We start from the raw sequence: 21850 nt of genomic DNA, 5'->3' as shown, positions 1-21850 counted from the left end.
CATCATCAATGATTTTTCCAATCCAGCCTTTGGCCGCAGTGGTAGCAATAATCAGCTATCCCTGTTCCAGTAAATGTGCCGCCGCAGGAGGGGCATCTGTAATCGCTGGTATATCGGATTCCGCCACCGCTGGCCTTTATGGGCTTTTTGGGGGTGTGTTTCCCGGCCAGTGCTGCTACATCGCTGACGCTCAGGCCGGTATCTTCGTAGGCGGCGAGGCGGTCAATGGCAAGGCGGAACCGCTTCATCAAATCTGACCGTGCTGCATCTTCGCTCTGGTATGCGTCAGCCATTTCCAGTGCTGCCCCGGTTGGGGTTCGGATTGTCATTCTCTGCATGGTGTACCTCCATTCTTTCCAGTTTCTAAAAAAGGCGCAGGTTTAAGCTCTGATCCAACATATCCCATCGAAACTTGGGATCATCTGGGATGATGAAATGCTCATCTTCCATCTGAAACCGCTTGTCATAATCATGGACCGTATGTCCGCTTGATGTGAAAGTGACGGGGCTGTCATTGTCCCACTTGAGCATGAGCGCCCAGTATTCAGGATAATGTTGGCGCAAAAGGCGGAGTTGCTGAATTCCTTGATTATGACAAAACCAGCATCCACCTCTGGCGCTATAGGTGTATATCGGAGAGAGAAGCCCGTTAGCTTCGCACCACTCCCAACATTGCCGCTCCGTCCATCCCGCTTCTACCAGAGGGCTTTTCTTGTTTCCTATCAAGTTATGAAACCTTGATGGTTCATCCGCCGCTATCCCTATGTAGATACAATCTGCACCTTTTTGGGCTTTTCGTAATGCTGCTACTTTTAAATCTCGATTGCACCAAGGGCCTTTGATAAAGGGGAAGCCTCTGTTTTTTCCTGTCCAGTCGCCATTTCCACTTTTTCGCTTGGTGATTTTCTTGTAGAACAGCTCATGGTAAGTGCTTCCTGAAGTGATATGTTCCACCCTGATTCCCCAGCGCTTCTCAATGATGGCATCGGCTTTTTTCTTGAATTCAACCATGGGAGGAAGGTCTGCTGGGATGGTGTCGGTGGCCCATACCTCTGCATGGATAATCCTGTCAAGCGGCCATCCGAGCTGCTCGATGGCTCCGAGGCAAGCGAGACTGTCTTTTCCGTATGAAAGGCTAAGGACGCATTCCATGTGAACCTCCTTTGTGAAACCGCCCCGCCGCCGGGCAGGTGGCCCAGTGCGGTATGTACCCGATGCCGGTGGCCCTGTCTGGGCTGCCGTCCAGCTCACAGGCAATCACCTCCCCATTGGGGGTGACGATCCGGCGCTTGCCGCCAGCTGTCTGCCAGTAGGTCACCGGCTCTGGATCGCAGGGCATCGCTTTCCCGGTGGCCGTCTTGATCCAGATGATTTCCTTGCCGCATCCTCTGCATTTCGCCATGGTGCATCATTCCTTTCTGCAGGTGTTTTTTACCTGTCCGCACTACTGTTTTCAAAAATAGTAGTGCGGGGGAAAATCCTTGATTTATCGGGGTTTACCGGCTGCTTTGTCACCGCACTCCTAATTCTGAAAAACTAACCTCGTTTTTGAGTTTTTCGCAATTCTGCACGATCTGAATGTTGAAATGCAAAATTGCAATAAACCGATGTAATAGGTGTTTTTAGGAGTAATAGGAGTTAGGAAAGCCTACAAATCCGCATGGCTGCTTGATTTTTCGCCGCACTCCTAACCTAACTACTAACTGCACTCCTGTTTTCAGTAGTGCGGCACTGTTCATTAAAATGGCAAATCTCCGCATTCGTCATCGCTCATCTCACGAAATTGCTCTTGCTGGTATTCATAGCCTTTGGCTGCTGGCGGGTATTGGCCAGTATCCTCCATCTCATCTGCATCATCTATGGGGTCTTTTTGCTCAGAGATTTGTCCGATTCTAAATTCAACAAATCGGGCATTCCGATTGTCAAACCACTTCAAAACAGAATATTGCTTTTTCCCTGTGCGCTTGTCCACATCCACGGCGATGAGGCCCCGCTCTGCCAAATACTTCATGGTTTTCCGGGGGCTGTATCCCGCTTTGCTCAGGGCTTGATTCAGCATTGACGGGAAGATGTAGGCGGTGTTTCCAGTGTCGCTGGTAAAGCCGAGGCAGGTGCCGACCGCATTGGGGCCGAAATATGCCTTGTTTGACAGCACCCAGTCCACGATGAATTGGGTGGCGTTCTCATTGACATCCATGGTGTTGCTCTCCACCTGGTTGAGCAGAATGTCAGCCGCCATCTGCTGGGCCATGGCCCACGAGGTGGCCTCGCCGCCCCCGAAAAACCACTTGTCAATCATGGAATCGGCCAGTGCCACCGCCGAGATCCCGGCGATGTGGGAGCCGTTTTTCCCCTCGCTTATGTCCCGGACATAGGCCAGCATCCGCTCGTAATCCTTCACGATCTGGCGCTCATCCATAGCCAGTATCTGTTCAATGAAGGCCGGTCCCGCCCAGCCACAGTCCAGCACGGCCTGTTGGTGCATGAGTGAGGCATCGGTTTCGTTGTCAAACGGTCCGCCGTAAATTTCGAGGACACGGGTGCTGACGCCGGTCTGCGTGGTTTCGGTGCTGAGGGGTTCCTCGCCGGTGGCCAGCGCCACTGTCCGCCATTGGTACAAGGTCTGAAGGCCCCCGGTCTTGCTGCCTCTGATTTTGCCGGTGCCGCTGGAAATCATGTAGACGATCTTCTCCAGCGCCCCCTGCTGTGTCCCTGCCAGCTGCCGCTCATCAATGCCAAGGGGCAGATCGCAGTAAAACGAGGCCATCCGTTCGAGGCCGACCTGGGTGGCGTTGAAGCTGGCCATGAGCCGCTCAGGATCGCCCCAGGCCGAGAGCGCCGCTTTGAGGGCGGCGGTTTTGCCGCCCTTGGAACCGCCCCAGTTGTACACGAAGAATATCCTTTGCTTCAGAATTCGCAAAAGCGGGGCGGCAAAGGAAGCGGCCAGAATGAACCGGAATTTGTTCCTTGCCCGGTGCGGGGCCATCCGCTCGATCCAGCGCTCGAAGCTGCCGTTTTGGCAGTATGCCGCCGCCATGCTTCTTTGGGACGGGTCGATGTCCAGCGTGATCCCCTTGTCATGGCCGGGAAGGAACCGCCGCCCCGGCTGCCAGCCGAAGGTGGAGGTTGCATCGTTCATGGGTATCAGGTCTATGTTTTCCGCCTCCAAGGCTCCGAGAAACTTCACCACCTGCTTGGCGTTTTCGCTGGTAATCGTGCAGCCAAGGTCTGACAGGTCGGTGATCTTCCTGCTGGAGAAAATGGTGGAGCGGGGAAAGATGGCCGTGTGCCATTTATCATCCCGCTTGAAGGCAATCTCCATCTTCTCATCGCCGGTTTCGAGGCTCTTGAGGCGCTTGGTCAGGATGATGGGTGTCCGGCAGACGGAAACGGGGCGCAGGGTCTTTTGGTCGATGATGCTGATGCCTTTGTCCGAGTAGATGAAGCCCTCCGGCTGCCGCAGGGTGATGGGCGCTCCGGCTATGGCCTCCGGGATCACATACTCATCGAGGCTGATTTTTTCCGCCCCGCCCAGTGCCTGATGGATCAGCTTTGCGCCGTTGTCCCGCCCATTTTTGATGTAGATGTCCGATGGGTCTTTTTCGCCCAGCGCCTTGCAGTCCCAGCGGTAGACCTCCCCGGTGAATCCTCCATCGTGAAGGCAGCGGAACAGCTTGTCCGTGAAGGTCTGGCCCCCGGTATCCGGTTCTTGATGGATGTAAAGCCTCAGCCCCTTGAAATATTCGGTCTGGTCCGTTTTGAACAGGGTAGCGCCCGCTATGCCTATGGCCGGGATGCCCATGTGCCAGAGGCTTTGGGTGTCGCTCTCGCCCTCAACCAGAACGCAGTAACCGGGCTTTTGGAATTCCGGGAGCCGCCACACGCCATAGGGGAAAATCTTTCCCTTGGAGCCGTAGCCCCAGCGGAAGTCCTTTTTTGCATACCGTTTCCGGCACAGCACCTCTTGTCCATCTGCTCCGAAATAGGGAATCTTGAGGTAGGTCGTGCCGTCACGATCCCGCCCTGTTGACAGGCCGCAGGTTTCTTTTAGGAAGGCCGCAGGGAGCCTTTTATCTTCGCTGTACTGCTCCAAGGTGTACGATAGGACATCCCGGCTGGCGGCAGGGCTTTCCTTTTTGGCGGGTTTCGGCTTTTCACGGCTTACGCCATACTTCTCCAGAATTTCTTTGTAGGCCCTGGTGGTATCATCGCCGTATCCATGAATCTTTGCCCAGAAGGATATGAAGTTTCCTCCCTCATCCTCCGAGAAGCAATGCCATTTTCCTGTTTTCAGATCCACCGAAAAGCTGTTGTTCCTGTCATCGTGGAAGGGGCAGAGGCCGATCAGGTTGTCACCTGTGATTTTGTATTTTGCAACGGCAGCGGTGTACTCCGCCCTGTAATCTACGATCCTGTCGAGGTCCACACTGTCCCATGCCGCCATGTTTCACCACCGCCATTCCATTCTGTATATTTGGGCGGATGCCGCCCGAAAGCAGCACCCGCCTCGCTGGGGATTCCTGAAATTTTACGCAAAGGGGAGATCATCATCACTGGGAGGGGGCGCTTCCTCGAATGCGGCCTCATCTGCATCCGGATAGATGTCCGGCGCTTTGCCACGATCCGGGGCGGCGGTGTAATCGTCCAGGGTGATGGCCAGACTCTGGTACTGCTGCTTGATCTGGCCCCGAAGCTGCACCACCTGGGCGGCAACGGCAGGGGGAAGAAGGCCGCTCTTTTTCACCAGCACCTTGCTGTACGGGGTACCGGTGCTGTTTTTGGTCTTTTCCAGTGTGAAGGACACGATCATGCCGGTGTAGGGGGTGCCGCTGGCCAGGATCTTCGCCAACTGCTTATTGATGTCCTTGATGGAAGTGGGCGGAACCGTCAGCAGGTAAAGGTTCGGATCACCGTCCATCATCATGTAAATCCGGCGCATATTCTTGCAAGCCTTTCCCTTTTTGGGATTGCCGTTTTCGTCCACGCCACTCCCATACTGATTGAAGGGGCAGCTTTCGCACTGAGTGATTTCCCCGGTGCTGGGGTTGAATCCTGTCTTTCCGTCCATGCTGGAGCAGGCCGGAATCTTGGCGGCATCGTCCCCGCTCCCATAGGTGCCGGGCCAGTAGGCGCTCACCCGGTGGGTGAACACGATCACGGTATCGATCTGCTTCATGGGTTCGGCATCGTTCTCATCCTCCCCCTGCACCTCGAAGGCGAGGCCCCCGCCGCTGGGGACCTTGATCTGGCGGCAGGTAATCCCGCTTTCCGGGTCGAGGTCGGACAGCTCATCCTGAAGCTCTGCCATCAGTTCCGGGTCGATCCCCTCATAGCGGTTGACGATCTGGAAGCTGTCAATGACAGCGAGGGCGGTGGTCTTTTTTGTGGTGGCCATAGTCAGTTATCCTCCGTTTCTGTTTCTTCTATGGAATCCGCATCAGCGGGTTCGGCTTCCTGAAATTCCGCCTCTGCCAGAGCGGCTTCCAGCGGTGTGATGATGTCCTCTGCAGTTAATTCCGCAGTGTAGAGGTTGTCGAGGGTACGCCGCATTTCGGCGGCGGCATTGATCAGGATTTGGGCTGCCGCGGTGGCGCTGTTCACGATGGAGCTTGTGGCATCCACCGCATTGAAATTGGGATCAGCAAGGGTACCGAGAAGCCTGTCGGTGTCGCTCTTGATGGCCTTGACCGCGGCATTGATCTTCACCAGCTGTTCGGCGGCGATGCCATAGGCTTCGTGCCGGTTGCGGACAAAAGGCGGGGCGGTCTGGGCTTCCCGTGCGACCTGCTGGTGGTGTTTCTGGATCATCTCCAGGACGGTCTGGATGGAATCCTTCGCCACCGCCTCGATGGCGGCATCCAGCGCCGTGCGGGTATCGAGTTCCATCTGTTCGTATTCTTCTCGCATGGGTCAGGCTCCTTTCGGTTTCTTCACCGCCGCCCTCCGGCAGCCGATGTCGTTAAACTCATAGGTGCGGATCACCGCCGCCAGTTCCTCGGACAGTTCGCCGTGTTCCTCCACATAGGCGGTTATGGCGGACTGGAGGGTTTTGGCGTTCACCGTTTCCTTGATGATGCCGCCCAGCCCCTCGCCCCGGAGGGCGCTGAGGTAGTCATCGTAATCGAGGCCGGATTCGGCCAGTTCCGCATCCCCCTTTTTAGTGTAGGAGGTCTTGGGGAGCAGGCTGAAGCTGTGGCCGGCATGGACGAATTTCGGGGTGTCATCGTCCACCATCTGCTGAGCCATCTCTTTCTTCAGGGCCTCGATGGCGGCGTTGTTCTCTTTGGTCTGGGCTTCGAGCGCATCCTTGATAGCCCGGAGTTCCAGAAGCCGCTGGCCCATCTCTGTCAGTGTCATGCTGTTCATCCTTTCCTTTGTATTTGCTCCATGCTGAAAAGGAACATCACCTCAAACCAAAGCCCTTGGTAGGATTTCCTTCCCCGCATCATCGGTACGACCTTTGCCATTTCGGCGGCGATGTTGCGATCACATCCATAGCTCATGAGAAGCCTGATAAACCGCTTCCTGTTGGTGCAGCGCCATGCTTTCGGAAGGGCGATGTTCATGGACACAGCCATTGGAGCGACAGTGCCTATAAGCAGTGGTTCATCCGCCTCGTGTTCCGGTGTGATTTCCAGTGCATCCAGGTTTTTACGGCACACAGCCACCCGCTCATCGCCCATCCAAATCTCAAAATTGACCGGCGCTTGTTCTTCAGTCCCCATTCTGGCTTTCCTCCGTTTCGGGTTCCACCTCTGCCTTTCCGGTCACGGTTTCCCGAATATAGCGGTGAGGGACATTGCAGTTGATGGCGTTCTCCATGAATTCCACCTTTGTGCTGTCACGCATCAAAGCGTAGAAATCCGAAAACTTAACGCTTACCCGATCCTCCGGGTTGAAAACATCCATGATCCCCATGTGGTTATCTCTCCCTTCACTTTTTCTGCTTTTCCGATTCCACCCGGAGGCAGCGGCTGCCCCGGTATGCCATGCACCGCTCCCCGGCGCAAACATCGAAGCGCTCCATGATGGTGGTCTTGCCGGTGGTGTGACTGTAGTCTTTTTCGACCACCTTTTTGAACGGGCAGAGGGGTTTCTGCTTGTGTTCCATCATTCTTGGATCACTCCTTTCTCTATGTCAAAAATCGCCTTGAAGATAGGGTAAAACTGAGCAGGGACTACCGCATTGCCGAGGCATTTCAGCCGGTTCGCCCGGTCTGGAATCTTGCCAGTCACGCGGGGGATTCCGAGTTCCCAGCTTCCATCTGCCCATCCGGCCCGGACGCTGTCCATCCAATGGGGAAGCCCATCATGGCCTCCACCCACTCTGGATTCAGTTGTCCACCGTTCCCCGCCGCCATGCTGCGGCGTTCCTCTGTCGAGATCGTGCCGTCTGCCTCCAGCGCCTTGAGCTGTTGGTAATTGCCCGTCCCGCCGCAGAGGCCCGCCCCGGTCGTAGGTGTCGGATACAGCTTTGCCGCCTGGATCAGCTTCATAGCGTGTTGGGTCTGGCCATTGTATTCCTTGCCCTTGATGTCCCCACAGGTCGCATCGAATTGGGTTGGGGTCGGGTAGAGTTTTGCCGCTGTGGCCAGCCCCATCCCTGCCTTTGGGCCGCTCCCCGGATGGTTGTAGTTCCCAGTCACCGTGGGGGTAGGCCAAAGCGCCGCCGCTGTCTGCAGATCCATGCCGCCCTGACGGGTTTCCGTCTGCGAGGGGCCTGTCCCGCTGCGGCTGGTAGGTGTGGGCCACATCCGCACTGCCTCTGGCAGTCCCTGCTGATGGCTGTTCGGCCCTCTGGCCCTGTAATCCGAGGCTGTCACCGTGGGCCACAGCCTCACCGCATTGGCCAGTTGATCGGCGTGGTTGCGCTTGCCCTCCCTCTGCAGATACTCCATGCTGTTGGCCCCCTTGCAGTCCCTTGCCGCCGGTGTGGGCCACAATGGCGCATCGGTATCTCTTATGCGGGGCATTGACGCCGCAAGCTGGAAGTACAATCGCCCTTGCTTCGTAGCCTTGAAGTTCCAAGTCAGCCAGCACAGTGTCGAGTGCCATGTTGATGATTCCAGCAACATTTTCGCCAATAATCCAAGTGGGCTTGATTTCCGTAATAACTCGGAGCATCTCTGGCCAGAGGTAACGGTCATCCTCACGGCCTCGGCGCTTCCCGGCAGTGCTGAAGGGCTGGCACGGGAATCCACCGGAAATAATGTCAACTGTTCGTAGACCTGTTCGCTCATAGAAGCTCTCCCTTGTCAGTGTCCGGATGTCCCGCCAGCGGGGAACCTCCGGCCAGTGGCGTTCCAGAATCTTTGTGGGGTAGTCGGCCCATTCGCACTGGCCCACCGTCTGAAAACCGGCGGTTTCCGCGGCGAGATCCAATCCGCCGATCCCCGTGAACAGTGATAGGTGCGTCAGGCTTTCCATGGCCTGCCTCCCCTCAGAAGAATTGCTTCCAGCTGTCCACCACCGTTTTTGCCAGGTCCTCCTTTTTGGAAAGAGCCGCCAGCACCATGCCGTCTATGCTGTTTTCCACCTGCAGGTGTATGTAGGTGCAGGGGTGCCACTGTCCGATTCGGTGAATCCGGGAAAGGCTTTGCTCATAGGTGGCGTAGTTGAAATTCACGCTGTAATAAACGCAGGTGTCGGCGGCGGTCAGGGTGATGCCGGTCCCGGCGGTATCGATCTGCCCGATGAATACCATCGTGCCGGGGTCGGTCTGGAATTGCTGGACGATGCCGCCGCGTTCCTCTTTTTTGATTTCCCCGTAAATCGCCACCGCCCTTTTGGGCGGCTGCCCTTTGTGCGTCGAGGCTTTGAACACCTTTTCGCACAGCGCCTCGATCTCATGGATTTCCGGGAGGAACCGAGCGAAGATCACCAGCTTCTTGCCACCCTCGACCACATAATCCTGCAGGATGTCCGCCAGTGCATCCAGCTTCCCCCGGCTCACCAACTGGGGCTTGGTGGCTTCATCCTCCACCAGAAAGCCGCCGGTGAATTGCTGGAGGCGCAGGAGCCGGGTCAGGACGGTTGTGGCCGTGATAGTGCCGCCGCTGTCCAGCTCTGCATAGCTGTCCCGCCGGAGCCGGTCGTACAGGCTGCGCTCTTTTGCGCTCAGGGAAACATAGCGGCTCTCGAAGGTCTGTTCCGGCAGGTCGAGGGCTTCCTCTTTGGTCACCCTGTAGGCGATGCTGTGTTCTTTCTTGATCAGCTGGTCCAGGTCCCGATACCGGATGATCTGCCGCTGTTCAAAGCCGCCCATCACGCAGTACCGGTTTTTGAAGGAGTAGAAGTTCAGGCCAAAAACCGAGGGGTCGAGGAATCGGTACTGACTGAAGATGTCGATGGCCTCATTTTGCACCGGCGTTCCCGAAAGGATGAGCTTGTACCGGGCTTTGTCCCCCAGCTCGTGCATGGCCTTGCTTTGGGAGGCGTTGTGTGTCTTGATGCGCTGGCTCTCATCAGCTATGATGAGGTCGGCATCGTAGTCCAGCAGGGCCTCGAAGATTCCCTCCCGCCATGTGGATTCGTAGTTGATCACGGCCACCTTCAGGTGGGGGTAGGGGAAGCGCACCAGATCATGCAGTTCCTTCAGGCGCTGCGCCTTTGTCCCCAGCATCGTGCGGATGGTGTACGGAAAAGCGGCATAGTCCTGAAACTCTTTCGGCCATACGGCGCAGACGCTTGTGGGGGCCACAATCAGCACCCGCTTGATCTTGCCCATCTGGTACCCGGCCCCGGTCACCGCTATTGCGGTGAGAGTTTTGCCACAGCCCATCTCGAAAAGAAAGCCGAAGCCCTTTCCACACGGAGCGCTTTCACTGGTTTTCGCCTGTTTCATGCACCTTCGCCCCTTCCTGCAGAATAAGGCTGACAGCGGCGGAGGCTTTCTTTTTCGTCCGCTCGTTACGCGCCCACTCGATGTCCCGCCACTTTTTGGCGCTCTGGTTCAGATTGTTTGCGATGGCCATTGCGCTAAGGCAAGCCATGGCTGCGATGATGATGGCTGTCCAGTTCAGGCTGTTCAAAAATTCCAGCATTCTTTATCCCTTCTTTCATCCGTTATGGGTATCTTTTGGACATCGTCCAGGCTGCAAATAATCACCGAGTTCCTTGAGGCGATGTCCAGAATTTCAGCTTGGTAGAAAAACGATCCGTCTTTCCGGCGGCGCAGAATGCATCCGGTCAAGATGTACGGTGTGCCGCTTTCGCTGCCGGCTGGCCAGTATAAAACCTTCCGGTTCATGGCTCGTTTGACCTCTGCCAGTTCCATCCCGATCACCATCCCAACCTTTTGCCGCAGTTCCAGCAGTAGTTGTTTCCGGGGCGCATTTGGCGGTTGCAGTCAGGGCAAAGCCAAACACCGCCGAGGTTTTTCGGCCTGACCGGCACCTCGTATTTTTGGTGCATGGCCTGGTACTGCTTCGCCTGGGCGTTGTAGTCCTGCACCAGATCCCGCACCTGTTCAGGGCCGCTGATCCCCTCATCCTGCAGGGCGATAATGATGGCCGTTGCGGCCTCACAAGCGGCCACATCCGCCGCCCAGATTTCATCGGCTTCTGCGTCCGAACCGTCTATGAAGGATTTGGAGTTGTCCTTCAGACTGGAAAGCTGGGCCAGAATGGCATCCACAGGCATGAACCGTGCGCCCATTGAATCGGGGGAGGCTGCTCCATAGCCTTTAGGCTGTCGCTCTGCTTTCTTCTTTTTCACTGTGCCGCACCTCCTGTTGGCCGCACCCATCCGAAGGTCAGCAGGGCCATGTTCGCCCCCCTGGTTTGATGGGAGTAGAGCGGCATTTTTACCGGGTAGTTTGCAAGAGGCACGGGGGTGTCGTTGGTTCTCTCACGGTCTACCGCATCCTGCACAGCATGGAGGGATTGCCGCCGCTGCGCCGGAGCGGGTGGGAGCCGGACGATGCTGGCCAGCTTGTCCAGCAGTTCGATGTCCGCCGTGCCGATGAGGCGCTGCGTCTTTTTGTCCCACCGCATTTTGCCCCAGCTCTTGATGGTTCCGAATTGGACATTGTCCGCATCTGCGATGATTAAGGTGTTGCCCTGAAGGGCCATTTTCATGGCTTGACATCCTCTCTTTCTCCCTCTATAATGAGGGTGTTATCATTGGTGCTGTGGCACCGCTTTGCCATCCTCGGTGGTTGCGTCACCGGGGGTGGCTTTTTTAATCATGGCTGCCCTCCATCTCCTGCAGGTAGGTCTGGAGCATGGCAATCACTTCCTGGGTGTAGGTTGTTTCGTATGTACCTGCGTCCATCGCCCTCTTTGCGCCGGTCGGCCCCATGTTATAGGCCATCAGCGTTGTCGTGTCGGAGATACCGGAATCAAAGGTTTCTGCCAGTTCCCGCAGAAGGTCAACGGCCACCATGGCGCTTTGCACCGGGTCAGTCAGGTCGGTCACGCCGAGGCGCTCCATTCGGTCTGTGTTCCAGCGAGTATTGATCTGCATCATGCCGATGCTGTCACCGCCGTCACCGATGATGTCGGTCTGGTAGAGGCTTTCTTTCCAGGCGATGGCCATCACCGTGCAGAAAAGCTGGTTATCCCGGTCGCAGACATCGTAAATGGCCCATTGTGTTGTGGCATCAAGGTCGGCGCTGAGAAGCGGCGTGTCCTGCTTATCCCGTTCTACGCTCCAAAGCTCCCTTGCGTTGTCCATCGGCAGCGGGTCAGCTGTGGGTGGCGGAGCAGGGGGCGTTTGGATAATCGTCAGGGCCGGAGCATCCGCCGGGGGTACATTCGGGCTTTCTCCCTTCACCTCTGCATGGCCACTTATCAAAATAGCCACGCCCATGATAATGGCGGCGGAAGCGATAGCGGCGCTTTTGCGCTTACCGTTTTGCATTTTTCTCACCTCCCTTCGCTGCCCGCTCTGCTTTCCAGCGCTGGTAGTCGGCCTGGATGATGGGGTCTGCATAGGCCCGTTGCAGGTCGGGCAGCAGCGTTTGGGCGAGGATCATCCCCACCGTTGCCGGAATTTCTGCCGGGTTGATGGGGGTGCAGGTGCCGACTCGCACCGTGCGGGGTTCGCTCATTCTGCTATCACCCTCTCTTTTGCCGTTTTCAAGGTGCGGGGTGAGGGCGGCACCGCCGCCCTCATATGGTAACTTGGGATCGGGCTTTCGCAGGGAGATTCAGCTCTCGCTGCTGATCCAGCTTCCTCTGAAGTTGCATCCCCTCAAGAACCGCATATGCGATTCTCTGATCTTCAGTTCCGAGCGCTCGCAAAAACTGAAGCATTTTCGCCCCCTCTGTTTTGGTGTCCTGTACACTCCCGTGTGTGCGCTTTGCCACTGCCATTTCATTGCCTCCTTTCATGTGCTGTGCGTACCCTTATGTACGCTATGCGTCTATTATAGTGCGCTTAGCGTACTTTGTCAATGGATTTTCGTGAAAATTTTGAAAAGAATGTTGACAATGCGTACTTGCTCTGTTAGAATATGTCGTGGAGGTGATTCATCGTGTCCGTTTACGCTGGTATGAACATGGGGGAGCGTATTCTCTTTGTTCGCGAAAACTGCGGCGATCTAAGCCAAGAGGAATTTGCAAAAAGACTGGGAATGACTAAATCAGCTATCTCTGGTTATGAAACAGGAAGAAGGATTCCTACAGATAGCGTGTTAAAGCATATCGCCCGTGAATTTCGAGTTGATGAGGGCTGGCTCGTGGAAGGAAACGGTGAGCCGTTTGAACCAGATGACGGCGATGTTTTGGAAGAAATATTTCATCGTTTCAATTGCTCTGAATTTGAGCGGGCGTTTCTCAGGGAGTACCTATTCCTACCAGAACATGATCGAATTGAATTTAGTGCCTATTTGGAGCGGCTTTTCCGAAACACAGCCGATGCATTAGGCCTCGAAAAACACAGCACGGCGCCAACACCTGTTCTTCAATCTCCACGAGAAATGTCGCGGGAGGAAATCCACGCCGAGTTGGATCGCCAACTGGATGAGGAAAAAGAAGCGGCGGAAAATGCATCGGGCTTTGGACATGGAAAATCCGGCAGGGCTACCGGCTAAAATAAAAAAGCCGCCCCGGTGTTGACCGGAGCGGCGAAGGAGGTGTATGATGGGGGTAAAAAAACAAGGGCCTTTTGATGAATCCCAGGCCCAGCCTTGCGTGATCTATGCCCGGTATTCCTCTCATGCACAGCGGGACGCATCTATCGAACAGCAGGTGGCCGACTGTGAGGAATACGCCCAGAGGAACGGCCTCCGTGTGGTGAAAATTTACGCTGATCGGCATCTAACAGGAAAAAATGACAAGCGCCCCCAATTCCAGCAGATGCTGAAGGACGCGGCCCATGGTCATTGGTCCTATGTGCTATGCTGGAAACTTGACCGCTTTGCCCGGAACCGGTACGACAGTGCCACCTATAAATATAGGCTGAAAAAGCACGGAATTCGCGTGATCTATGCAAAGGAATCCATACCGGACGGCCCGGAGGGCATCCTGCTGGAATCCGTGCTGGAGGGTTCTGCCGAGTATTACTCTGCGAACCTCTCCCAAAATATCAAGCGGGGAATGCGCTACAATGCGCTGGCGTGCAAGGTGAATAACGGTTCCATGCCCTTTGGGTACTGCAAGGGGCCGGATGGCCGGTTTGCCATCTATGAGCCGGAGGCCGAGGTTGTCCGGGAGATTTTCCGAAAGGTGAGCAAGGGTACCCCGTTTGTGGACATCGCCAACAGCTTAAATGGCCGGGGCATCCATACAAAGAGGGGCGGTCTTTGGGGGAAAAACAGCTTCCATGCCATCCTACACAATGAGGCTTATATCGGGGTCTATCATTATTCGGATGTGCGGGTGGAGGGTGGAATGCCAGCCATCATCGACAAAGCCCTTTTCTTGGAGGTGGAGCAGCGCTTGAAAACAAAGAAAAATCCCCAGGGGCGGCACCGGGAAAACGGGGACTATATGCTGACCGGGAAGCTGTTCTGTGGCCTTTGCGGCAGCCCAATGATTGGGGTGGCCGGAACGAGCCGGAGCGGGGAGCTTTATTTCTACTACTCCTGCAATAAGCGCCGGGTGGAGCGGGCGTGTAAAAAGCGCCATGTGCGGCGGGACTGGATTGAGCGCCTGGTGGTTCAGGCTGCGCTGGATCACATACTCCAGCCGGAGGTGATCCAGTGGGTTGCGGACTCGGTCATGGCCTACCAGGAGAGGGCTGGGAATTCCTCGGTGCTTGCTGGTTTGCGGGACGATCTCTCCGAAAACCAAAAGGCCACCGAGAATGTTATGAAGGCCATCGAGGCCGGAATCATCACCGTCACCACAAAGGGGCGGCTGATGGAATTGGAGGCCGAGGCCAGCCGAATACGGGACGCCATCTGTTTGGAAGAAGCCTCCCTTACCCATATTGAACGGGATTTCATTGTTTACTGGATGGAGCAGTTTAGAGGCGGAAATGTGGAAAGTGCCGAGTTCCGGCGAAAGGTCATTGATTCCTTTGTGAATGCCGTCTATCTCTGGGACGATCACATTCGGATTGCGTTCAACTATTCCGGCAAGGGTTCCGCCGTTGACATGGATATAATAATGGAAACTGAGGCCGAGTCTTTTGCGGGGCCGGGGTGTTCGTGCAACGCCCCCGGTACTCCACCAAAACACACAAATCCGAACTCAGAAATGGGTTCGGATTTGTGTGTTTTTTCTTCATCAGATAGACATTAAACGAATACCCATCATTCAAAGGAAGGGTTAAAATGCCCATTGACAGCTTGTTTGCCAACTTGGAATATCCTTTCTCATTCCAGCAGGAATCCACGCCCAACGATTTCACTGCTGTTGGTGATCACCATAAAGGCATCCGGACTGTTGGCATGGATAAAATCGCGCAGCTGGATTGCCTGTCCCCGACGCACCGCAGTCAAAATGACCGTTCTGGTTTCCCCTGTGTAGTTGCCCTGTGCCTGACAGACGGTCGCGCCCCGGTTGAGGCTTTTGTGGATGAACTGGCAGATTGGCGCCGGGTCGGAGGAGACGATGGTGAAATATTTGCAGAGGTTGATGCTGTCGAGCACATTGTCGATCACGAACGCCTTGGCGAGCAGGCCCACCAGCGAAAACAGCCCGATGGTCAGGTCATAGAGCAGGAAGGAAAAGACAACCGTGGTGAAATCCACGATCAGAAGCGCCCGTCCAATGTCCATCCGGATGTATTTGCGCAGGATCATGGCAGCGATGTCGGTACCGCCGCTGCACGCCCCCAGCTGGAACAATTCTGCGGCCATGGCGGCGACTGCCACCGTGACCACCAGTGCCTCCAGTGCAGGTTCGGAAGTCAGCGGGCCTGAGATCGGAAGGGTCTGCTCCAGCACCTTATAACAGAGCGCGGTGCAGATAGTCACGTATACCGTACGAACCCCAAACGACCTGCCCAGGCAGAGGAACGCCGCAACCAGCAGGAGCAGGTTGATGGCGATATTCAGTGTGGAAAACGAGATACCGGTGGCAGTGGACAACAGGACCGCCATACCGGTGACGCCGCCAAAGACAAAATGGTTGGGAAGCTGGAACAGATGGATCACCACCGCTGTGCCGACACAGCACAAGGTAATCAGGATATAATCCAACAATACATTGCGGTTGGAAGAAACAGCCATATCAAAAACCTCCTGTTGCGTTTCCACCCTATTATAGAGGTCTTTTGCGGAAAAATCCAATTTCAAAATCATGATATGTATTATAACTTCCGCTGCACAACAGATTCGGGCTGGATTTTCAGCCAAAAGGACTGCGGACAAGCCATTTGGGCGGACTACATCACCAAAAGGTTATAACTATTATTTGCGTATTGGTATTAGACAATAGCCAGCTTTGACGTTAAAATAATTTTAGACAAAATGCACAGCGTTCCTGCGGGGTGGGCCCGTCCGCTGCGAACGCACTGTGCAGGCCGTTCCAAATGAACAAAAAGATGGAGGTAGAGTTCCGTGACAAGCGCATTACTGCAATCCCTGCTGAAAAGCACAGCTGGCCTGAGCGCCCTGCTGCTGGCGGGCATGTTCCTGCGAGCCAAGGTGCCTCTGTTCCGCAAATTCCTGGTTCCCGCCTCGGTCATCGGCGGGTTTCTGGGGCTGATGCTCGGTCCCGAGATTCTGGGGCAGACTGGTGTAGAGGTTATCTCGGAGGACTGGTCAGCCACCTGGTCCCTGCTGGCCAGCATCCTGGTGGTCCCCATGTTCGCAGGCACCCCCCTCGGCAACTTCCGCGACCGCAATAAAAAACGTGCAAGCGGCCGCCGGGAGGTTGGTAAAATCACCATCATCAGCGGCATCGCCAGCGGGGCGTTCGGATTCCAGGTCATCATCGGCGTCGGCATCCCTCTGCTCCTGCTCCAGTTCCTGCCCAACCTGAATTTCTATAACAACTTCGGCTATGAGATCTGCCAGGGCTTCAACGGCGGGCACAGCATGGCCGGTGCGATCGGAAACATCCTGATGGAAGGCGGCGTATCCCATTGGGAGCTGGCACAGGGCGTTGTAACCACCTTCGCCACGATCGGCCTGTTGGGCGGCATTCTGCTGGGTGTGTGGATCATCAACCGCGCTTCCCGCAAAGGGCAGACCGCGATTCTGAAGGATTCCGCAACCCTGCCGGCCGAGAGCACCTATGGATTTACCCCTGATATTTCCAGCCAGAACAGCCTGGGACGGGAAACCACAACCAGTTCTTCGATCGAGACGATCACCGTCCATCTGGCGGTCATTCTGGTGGACTGCGGCCTCGCCTACTGGCTGCATGGCCTTGCAGTCAAATACCATGTGATCGGTTTGCAGGACATCCCGGTCTGGCCCTATGCACTGATCCTGATGTACGGCGTCAACTATATCATCGATATCCTGGGGCTTCAGTGGATGATCGACGCCAAGGTAAAAAGCCACATCAGCGGCGTTCTGGCGGACCTTTCAATCACTGCTGCGATCGCGAGTATGCCCATCCGCGCTGTCATGCTCTATATGCTGCCGATCGTACTCATCAGCGCTGTCGGGTTTGTGGTGGTCTACTTCACCACCGTCAAGATGTTCCAGCTTCTGCTGCCGGACAGCTATCCTTTCGAGCGCGGCATCCTCAGCTTCGGTATCAATACCGGCGTTATGATGACCGGCGTTACCCTGCTGAAGATCTGCGACCCCAAATTTGAAACCCCTGTCATGAGCGATTACTCGCTGTCCTACGCCATCCGGCAGGCCATCGAGCTGATTACAACCCCTATCATGTACGGGCTGCTGGTGCGGGGCACCTCGTTCCAGATGCTGATTTTCGGCATCCTGTATGCGGTAGGCTGTTACATCGTGGTTGCGATTGGGCGGGTTCTGTACCGAACACCAAAATCTGCACAGCCAAGCGCTGTCAATTCATAACCGGAACGCACCTTTTGTGGCCCGGGGGTACACCTTTCGGGGATGTGCCTCCGGGCCGCCGGTTTCAACGAGAAAAGAATCATCATGAAATGAGGGACTGACGATGAGTGCTGTATTGGACCGTTTTCTGGACTATATTCAACTGGACACCACCTCAAGGGAGGAGAGCGAAACCTATCCCTCCAGCCCCAACCAACTGGAATTTGGCCGGCGGCTGGTTCAGGAGCTGCAAGGGCTGGGGCTGAACCAGGTCCGGCAGGACGAACACGGCTATGTGACCGCCATCATCCCCGCGACCCGGGAAGGCGGCCCGGTGTTGGGGCTGCTGACCCATATGGACACCAGCAGCGCGGTTTCCGGGGAACAGATCCAGGCCAGACTGGTAGAATATATGGGTGGGAGCATCCTGCTCAACGAGACCAAACAGATTGTGATGCGCAGCGAGGATTTCCCCTTCCTCGCCGACTGCATCGGGAAAACGCTGGTCGTGACCGATGGGACCACCCTGCTTGGCGCAGATGACAAAGCGGGTGTAGCGGAGGTCGTGACACTGGCCGAACGTCTGATGGCGCCCGATGCCCCGCCGCATGGAGAAGTCCGCATCGCGTTTACCCCTGACGAGGAGATCAGCGGCGGCACCCGCTATTTTGACATCCCGGGTTTTGGGGCGGATTTCGCCTACACGGTGGACGGCGGGCCGATCGGGGAGCTGGAATACGAGACCTTCAATGCTGCCACCGCCACCATTGAGATTTCCGGACGCAGCATCCACCCCGGAGCCGCCAAAGGGAAGATGGTCAACGCCGCCGCGGTGGCCTGCGAACTGCAATCCATACTGCCGCCAGAGGAACAGCCGGTTTTCACCGAGGGGCACCAGGGGTTCTATCATCTGCTGTCGGTCCATGGTGAGGTGGAGCACTGCACCATGAAGATTGCGCTGCGGGAGCATGACGGGGAAAAATTCCAGGCCCAGAAGGACCGCCTGAACGGAATCGCACAGACACTCAACGGCCGCTGGGGGGAAGGGACTGTCTCCATGACCATCCGGGACCAGTATTATAACATGCGCCCGGTGATCGAAAAACACATGGAGGTGGTGGATCAGGCGGTGTCTGCATTCCGCGCCTGCGGGATCGAGCCGCATATCCAGCCGGTGCGGGGCGGCACAGACGGCGCACGCCTGAGCCTTGCCGGGCTCCCCTGCCCCAACCTTTCCACCGGGGGGTATAACTTCCACAGCCGGTTCGAATGTATCCCTGTGGAGTCGATGGAATGCATGGTGGATGTGCTGACCAAACTCGTGTGCAGTTTTGGGGAGGAAGGTGTTTCCCATGTTTGAGACCACCTCACTCGAAATGGCTGATTTCATCCAACGCTCGCCCAGCTGTTACCACGCAGTTTCCAATCTGGCGGGGCAGTTTGAATCAGCGGGGTTCACCCGTCTGCATGAGAGCCGCCCGTGGGAACTGCGGCCCGGAAACGGGTACTTTTTCACCCGCAGCGGTTCTGCCCTGATCGCCTTTCGGATTCCAGAGGGTGATCCGGCAGGCTTCATGATTGCAGCCGCACACAGCGACGCACCTGCATTCAAGGTCAAACCGATTCCCGAACTAGCGGGAGAACATTACGTCCAGCTGAATGTGGAGCAATACGGCGGGGCGATCTGCTCGGCATGGCTTGACCGCCCGCTTTCGACGGCAGGAAGGGTCACCCTGCTGGAGGGAGACCGGGTGGTTTCCCGTCTGGTCAATCTAGACCGCGACCTGCTCCTGATCCCAAATCTGGCAATCCACATGAACCGGAAGATCAATGAAGGGGTGGCGCTGAATCCGCAGGTGGATATGCTCCCGCTGTTCGGTCAGGAGAACGCGCGCGACCTGTTTTGGCCGCTGGTCGCGCAGGCTGCCGGGGCATCCCCCGAACAGATTCTGTCGGCGGACCTGTTCCTTTATCTCCGGGAGGCCAGCCGCATCTGGGGTGCGGAGCGCGAGTTCCTTTCCAGCCCCCGCCTGGACGACCTTCAATGCGCATGGGCGTGCGCCAGAGGGCTGCTGGACTGCAGAGAGTCCCGGTCGATCCCGGTATGTGCGGTGTTTGACAATGAGGAGGTGGGCAGTGCGACCAAACAGGGTGCAGATTCGAGCCTGCTGCAGGATACGCTGCTGCGGATCAGTACAGGAATCGGGCGTACGGCAGAAGCGCACCAGATCGCGCTGGCATCCAGCATGATGGCTTCGGCGGACAACGGCCACGCCATCCACCCGAACCACCCGGAAAAGGCGGACAAAACCAATCATCCCCATCTCAACGGCGGGGTGGTCATCAAACACAGCGCCAACCAGAAATATACCACCGACAGCATCTCCTCCGGCCTGTTCCAGACGATCTGCCAGAAGGCGGAGGTTCCGGTTCAAGTGTTCACCAACCGGTCGGATGTAGCGGGAGGGTCCACATTGGGGAATCTCTCGAACAAACATGTTTCGCTGAACACGGTGGACATCGGCCTGGCACAGCTCGCTATGCATTCCCCGTATGAGACTGGCGGTGTGAAGGATACCTGGTATCTCCTGCGCGCATTGACCGCCTTTTATCAGACTGTCATTTCCTGCGACGGTTCAGACGCATATACGCTCGGATAAAGAGATCCGCCGTCCCCTCCCCTCTAAAACTTAAAGTTTTACTCGATTTTTTTCAAAAAATTGCGGGGTCGAGGGGCAGAGCCCCCGACGCGCTCCGCACTGCGAGCCGCAGCGAAGTGTTTCGAGCGCAACCCGCCGAAGGCGGGCTCTTGGCGCGAGATGAGCGCGGAACGCCTTATCCTGTGAAGCGCATTTTTCGGGTGAATTGCCGCCCAAAGGGCGGCAAGAGGGTGCTTTTTGCAAGTGAAAAAGCACCCTTTGGCGACAGAAACGACAGAAAGAGGAAACGCCAACAGCCGGACGGTTTTTACCGTCCGGCTGTTTTTGCAGCGAAAGAAGCTGCGGAAAACGCGTATAACAATCCTTACTGGAGGAGCTGGAGCACGCTCTGAGGCTGCTGGTTGGCCTGCGCGAGCATTGCCTGTGCGGACTGGGTCAGCACGTTGACTTTGGTGTACTCCATCATCATCTTGGCCATATCGGTATCACGGATACGGCTGTTTGCCGACTGGAGGTTCTCCGACGCGGTGTCGAGGTTATTGATGGTATATTCCAGACGGTTCTGGGTCGCACCAAGCTCTGCGCGCTGATCCGAAACCGCATCAATCGCGTTGCGGATCGTGTCGATTGCACTTGCTGCACCTTCACGGGAGGAAATGTCCACGTTACCAACACCGATGCCTTTCGAGCTCATATCATTGATATTGACTGTGATCTGGTTAAAGCTATCGGCGGTATCACCGATCTGAAGAACCAGGCCATTGCCAGAGATGCTCGCTTCTCCAGCCTTGAAAATAAGCCCATCCGTTGTATCATAGGTGACGTTCAGGCCGACTTCTTCGGTGATAACCGCAGCGGCATTTTCGCCTGCTGCATCTGCGTCTGCACCGAAGATGACCTTTACATCCTTATCCAGGCCGCTGACGTCTGTGCCATCTACTGCTACCACGTACTTTTTACCATTGACGCTGAAAACCGCTTTATCCGCGTTCGTACCATCGTATGCAGTAGGCATGCCCTTAACATAAGCGTCCTCGCCCTTTGTGACGTTGCTGATAGCAGATGACGCAGGAGCAGTGGAAGCTGTTCCATCGATCTGGTTTTCCGAAGATACACCCACAAGAGCTGCACCATTCGCCCCTGCTTCTTTCGCTTCGAACGTAAACCCATTCGTAATGTCACCGGTTACTTTGAATTTATCCTGCAGGCCGGATTCCTTCAGCTCTCCTGCGAATGCGTCATTGATCTCCTGAGTGGTCGGAGCTGCTGCTGTCGTGGCATTCAGTCCGGCAACCGCATACTCTTTGCCAGAATCGCCGCGAAGGACAAATTTCCCCTCGTCATTTTTCGCAACCGAAACTTTTAGCGTGGTAGCTTTTTCCTGTCCATTTTCAGTATAGGTGATAGTCAGGTCGATAAAATCTCCAACTACTGCACTTGCAGTAAAGTTCTTTTTAGCAGGAGCTGCAACATCGGCACTGTGTTTGGTCGCATCCACATCGGTCAGGGTGATGCCATCAATTTTTGCGTTCTTAACTGCCGAAGAGCTGCCGCCGCCCAGCGAACCATCCAGAAGTTTGATGCCGTTGAAGTTGGTGGACTCGGAGATACGGTCGATTTCGCTCTGGAGCTTATCAACCTCTTTCTGAAGCGCTTCGCGGTTGAGGTCGGCGTTGATACCGTTCGCCGAACGGGTTGCCAGCTCGGTCATACGGTTGAGCATGTTGTGAACCTCGGTCAGCGCGCCTTCAGCGGTCTGTACCAGCGAGATACCGTCCTGCGCGTTGAGCGAAGCGGTGTCCAGACCTTTGATCTGGGATTTCATCTT

The 21850-nt window shown here is 56.0% G+C and carries 25 protein-coding genes and 1 pseudogene; 5 read left to right on the top strand and 21 right to left on the bottom strand.

All coding sequences use genetic code 11. From position 1 onward, the window contains the following. Window positions 1-5 precede the first annotated feature (5 nt). The 19 genes and pseudogenes from C814_RS0104735 to C814_RS23635 all read right to left on the bottom strand — a co-directional run bounded on the left by C814_RS0104735 (window position 6) and on the right by C814_RS23635 (window position 12052). Window positions 6-338 carry a hypothetical protein gene (locus tag C814_RS0104735; protein WP_016315863.1) on the bottom strand — a complete coding sequence of 111 codons (333 nt, stop codon included), beginning with the start codon at window positions 336-338 and terminating at the stop codon, window positions 6-8. Between the two features lie 25 nt (window positions 339-363). Then, window positions 364-1152, bottom strand: a complete 789-nt coding sequence (locus tag C814_RS0104730) for an adenine nucleotide alpha hydrolase family protein (RefSeq protein ID WP_016315862.1) — start codon at window positions 1150-1152, stop codon at window positions 364-366. Then, window positions 1136-1402: a hypothetical protein gene (locus tag C814_RS13340; protein ID WP_016315861.1), complete on the bottom strand. Its 267-nt coding sequence runs from the start codon at window positions 1400-1402 to the stop codon at window positions 1136-1138. The genes C814_RS0104730 and C814_RS13340 overlap by 17 nt, the downstream gene beginning before the upstream one ends. Before the next feature lie 336 nt (window positions 1403-1738). Beyond that, complete coding sequence (locus C814_RS13335) at window positions 1739-4444, bottom strand: DUF927 domain-containing protein (RefSeq protein WP_016315860.1); 2706 nt, start codon at window positions 4442-4444, stop codon at window positions 1739-1741. A gap of 84 nt (window positions 4445-4528) precedes the next feature. After that, window positions 4529-5395, bottom strand: a complete 867-nt coding sequence (locus C814_RS22330; RefSeq protein WP_016315859.1) for a hypothetical protein — start codon at window positions 5393-5395, stop codon at window positions 4529-4531. Between the two features lie 2 nt (window positions 5396-5397). Beyond that, window positions 5398-5907, bottom strand: a complete 510-nt coding sequence (locus tag C814_RS13330; RefSeq protein WP_016315858.1) for a hypothetical protein — start codon at window positions 5905-5907, stop codon at window positions 5398-5400. A 3-nt stretch (window positions 5908-5910) separates the two neighbouring features. Continuing rightward, window positions 5911-6357, bottom strand: a complete 447-nt coding sequence (locus tag C814_RS22325) for a gp33 family protein (protein ID WP_016315857.1) — start codon at window positions 6355-6357, stop codon at window positions 5911-5913. 5 nt (window positions 6358-6362) lie between these two features. Further along, window positions 6363-6725, bottom strand: coding sequence for a hypothetical protein (locus tag C814_RS13325; protein WP_016315856.1), 363 nt, complete (start codon window positions 6723-6725; stop codon window positions 6363-6365). Then, window positions 6715-6918, bottom strand: coding sequence for a hypothetical protein (locus C814_RS13320; protein ID WP_016315855.1), 204 nt, complete (start codon window positions 6916-6918; stop codon window positions 6715-6717). The genes C814_RS13325 and C814_RS13320 overlap by 11 nt, the downstream gene beginning before the upstream one ends. A 16-nt stretch (window positions 6919-6934) precedes the next feature. Next, a complete protein-coding gene (locus tag C814_RS13315; RefSeq protein WP_016315854.1) occupies window positions 6935-7114 on the bottom strand; it encodes a hypothetical protein in 180 nt (59 codons plus the stop codon). Between the two features lie 118 nt (window positions 7115-7232). Then, entirely contained in the window at window positions 7233-7898 is a 666-nt protein-coding gene (locus C814_RS24150; protein ID WP_051142446.1) for a hypothetical protein, read from the bottom strand. 34 nt (window positions 7899-7932) lie between these two features. Further along, window positions 7933-8427, bottom strand: a pseudogene (locus tag C814_RS23640) (DNA cytosine methyltransferase); the annotation flags it as partial. Between the two features lie 13 nt (window positions 8428-8440). Further along, window positions 8441-9844 (bottom strand): DEAD/DEAH box helicase, encoded by a 1404-nt coding sequence (locus tag C814_RS13300; RefSeq protein WP_016315852.1) that lies wholly within the window; start codon window positions 9842-9844, stop codon window positions 8441-8443. Next, a complete protein-coding gene (locus tag C814_RS13295; RefSeq protein WP_016315851.1) occupies window positions 9822-10043 on the bottom strand; it encodes a hypothetical protein in 222 nt (73 codons plus the stop codon). The genes C814_RS13300 and C814_RS13295 overlap by 23 nt, the downstream gene beginning before the upstream one ends. Continuing rightward, complete coding sequence (locus C814_RS13290) at window positions 10028-10276, bottom strand: hypothetical protein (protein WP_196809920.1); 249 nt, start codon at window positions 10274-10276, stop codon at window positions 10028-10030. The genes C814_RS13295 and C814_RS13290 overlap by 16 nt, the downstream gene beginning before the upstream one ends. A 5-nt stretch (window positions 10277-10281) precedes the next feature. After that, a complete protein-coding gene (locus C814_RS13285; protein WP_016315849.1) occupies window positions 10282-10716 on the bottom strand; it encodes a hypothetical protein in 435 nt (144 codons plus the stop codon). After that, a complete protein-coding gene (locus C814_RS13280) occupies window positions 10713-11078 on the bottom strand; it encodes a hypothetical protein (protein ID WP_016315848.1) in 366 nt (121 codons plus the stop codon). The genes C814_RS13285 and C814_RS13280 overlap by 4 nt, the downstream gene beginning before the upstream one ends. A gap of 103 nt (window positions 11079-11181) precedes the next feature. Beyond that, window positions 11182-11862 (bottom strand): transglycosylase SLT domain-containing protein, encoded by a 681-nt coding sequence (locus C814_RS22310; protein WP_016315847.1) that lies wholly within the window; start codon window positions 11860-11862, stop codon window positions 11182-11184. Continuing rightward, window positions 11849-12052, bottom strand: coding sequence for a hypothetical protein (locus C814_RS23635; RefSeq protein WP_016315846.1), 204 nt, complete (start codon window positions 12050-12052; stop codon window positions 11849-11851). The genes C814_RS22310 and C814_RS23635 overlap by 14 nt, the downstream gene beginning before the upstream one ends. 426 nt (window positions 12053-12478) lie before the next feature. Between C814_RS23635 and C814_RS22305 the strand changes: the two genes are divergently transcribed. Together C814_RS22305 and C814_RS13265 are read left to right on the top strand one after the other, a co-directional pair. Continuing rightward, window positions 12479-13036, top strand: coding sequence for a helix-turn-helix domain-containing protein (locus tag C814_RS22305; protein ID WP_016315844.1), 558 nt, complete (start codon window positions 12479-12481; stop codon window positions 13034-13036). 46 nt (window positions 13037-13082) lie between these two features. Next, window positions 13083-14690 carry a recombinase family protein gene (locus C814_RS13265; protein WP_081644976.1) on the top strand — a complete coding sequence of 536 codons (1608 nt, stop codon included), beginning with the start codon at window positions 13083-13085 and terminating at the stop codon, window positions 14688-14690. A 74-nt stretch (window positions 14691-14764) separates the two neighbouring features. Here the strand turns inward: C814_RS13265 and C814_RS13260 are convergent, their stop codons facing one another. After that, the gene (locus tag C814_RS13260) at window positions 14765-15622 is read right to left on the bottom strand and encodes a YitT family protein (protein WP_016315842.1); all 858 of its coding nucleotides are present in this window, start codon (window positions 15620-15622) and stop codon (window positions 14765-14767) included. 330 nt (window positions 15623-15952) lie between these two features. On the opposite strand from C814_RS13260, the gene C814_RS13255 reads away from it, so the two are divergent. From C814_RS13255 to C814_RS13245, 3 genes are all read left to right on the top strand, one after another. After that, window positions 15953-17383 (top strand): sodium/glutamate symporter family protein, encoded by a 1431-nt coding sequence (locus C814_RS13255; RefSeq protein WP_016315841.1) that lies wholly within the window; start codon window positions 15953-15955, stop codon window positions 17381-17383. A gap of 103 nt (window positions 17384-17486) precedes the next feature. Further along, a complete protein-coding gene (gene pepT / locus C814_RS13250; RefSeq protein WP_016315840.1) occupies window positions 17487-18722 on the top strand; it encodes a peptidase T in 1236 nt (411 codons plus the stop codon). Beyond that, window positions 18715-20022, top strand: a complete 1308-nt coding sequence (locus tag C814_RS13245; protein ID WP_016315839.1) for a M18 family aminopeptidase — start codon at window positions 18715-18717, stop codon at window positions 20020-20022. Before pepT ends, C814_RS13245 begins: the two co-directional genes overlap by 8 nt. A gap of 364 nt (window positions 20023-20386) precedes the next feature. On the opposite strand, the gene C814_RS13240 is transcribed toward C814_RS13245, so the two are convergent. Then, window positions 20387-21850 (bottom strand): flagellin (locus C814_RS13240; protein WP_016315838.1); only part of this gene is annotated, 1464 nt, incomplete at its 5' end.

Source organism: Anaerotruncus sp. G3(2012), assembly GCF_000403395.2.
GTDB lineage: Bacteria > Bacillota > Clostridia > Oscillospirales > Ruminococcaceae > Anaerotruncus.
This window is presented reverse-complemented; position numbering and strand designations above follow the sequence as displayed.

Excerpts from the sequence above, each read along its gene's own strand:
- C814_RS0104735 (WP_016315863.1), bottom strand. The coding sequence starts at position 338 with ATGCAGAGAATGACAATCCGAACCCCAACCGGGGCAGCACTGGAAATG.
- C814_RS0104730 (WP_016315862.1), bottom strand. The coding sequence starts at position 1,152 with ATGGAATGCGTCCTTAGCCTTTCATACGGAAAAGACAGTCTCGCTTGC.
- C814_RS13340 (WP_016315861.1), bottom strand. The coding sequence starts at position 1,402 with ATGGCGAAATGCAGAGGATGCGGCAAGGAAATCATCTGGATCAAGACG.
- C814_RS13335 (WP_016315860.1), bottom strand. The coding sequence starts at position 4,444 with ATGGCGGCATGGGACAGTGTGGACCTCGACAGGATCGTAGATTACAGG.
- C814_RS22330 (WP_016315859.1), bottom strand. The coding sequence starts at position 5,395 with ATGGCCACCACAAAAAAGACCACCGCCCTCGCTGTCATTGACAGCTTC.
- C814_RS13330 (WP_016315858.1), bottom strand. The coding sequence starts at position 5,907 with ATGCGAGAAGAATACGAACAGATGGAACTCGATACCCGCACGGCGCTG.
- C814_RS22325 (WP_016315857.1), bottom strand. The coding sequence starts at position 6,357 with ATGACACTGACAGAGATGGGCCAGCGGCTTCTGGAACTCCGGGCTATC.
- C814_RS13325 (WP_016315856.1), bottom strand. The coding sequence starts at position 6,725 with ATGGGGACTGAAGAACAAGCGCCGGTCAATTTTGAGATTTGGATGGGC.
- C814_RS13320 (WP_016315855.1), bottom strand. The coding sequence starts at position 6,918 with ATGGGGATCATGGATGTTTTCAACCCGGAGGATCGGGTAAGCGTTAAG.
- C814_RS13315 (WP_016315854.1), bottom strand. The coding sequence starts at position 7,114 with ATGATGGAACACAAGCAGAAACCCCTCTGCCCGTTCAAAAAGGTGGTC.
- C814_RS24150 (WP_051142446.1), bottom strand. The coding sequence starts at position 7,898 with ATGGAGTATCTGCAGAGGGAGGGCAAGCGCAACCACGCCGATCAACTG.
- C814_RS13300 (WP_016315852.1), bottom strand. The coding sequence starts at position 9,844 with ATGAAACAGGCGAAAACCAGTGAAAGCGCTCCGTGTGGAAAGGGCTTC.
- C814_RS13295 (WP_016315851.1), bottom strand. The coding sequence starts at position 10,043 with ATGCTGGAATTTTTGAACAGCCTGAACTGGACAGCCATCATCATCGCA.
- C814_RS13290 (WP_196809920.1), bottom strand. The coding sequence starts at position 10,276 with ATGGAACTGGCAGAGGTCAAACGAGCCATGAACCGGAAGGTTTTATAC.
- C814_RS13280 (WP_016315848.1), bottom strand. The coding sequence starts at position 11,078 with ATGAAAATGGCCCTTCAGGGCAACACCTTAATCATCGCAGATGCGGAC.
- C814_RS22310 (WP_016315847.1), bottom strand. The coding sequence starts at position 11,862 with ATGCAAAACGGTAAGCGCAAAAGCGCCGCTATCGCTTCCGCCGCCATT.
- C814_RS23635 (WP_016315846.1), bottom strand. The coding sequence starts at position 12,052 with ATGAGCGAACCCCGCACGGTGCGAGTCGGCACCTGCACCCCCATCAAC.
- C814_RS13265 (WP_081644976.1), top strand. The coding sequence starts at position 13,083 with ATGATGGGGGTAAAAAAACAAGGGCCTTTTGATGAATCCCAGGCCCAG.
- C814_RS13260 (WP_016315842.1), bottom strand. The coding sequence starts at position 15,622 with ATGGCTGTTTCTTCCAACCGCAATGTATTGTTGGATTATATCCTGATT.
- pepT (WP_016315840.1), top strand. The coding sequence starts at position 17,487 with ATGAGTGCTGTATTGGACCGTTTTCTGGACTATATTCAACTGGACACC.
- C814_RS13245 (WP_016315839.1), top strand. The coding sequence starts at position 18,715 with ATGTTTGAGACCACCTCACTCGAAATGGCTGATTTCATCCAACGCTCG.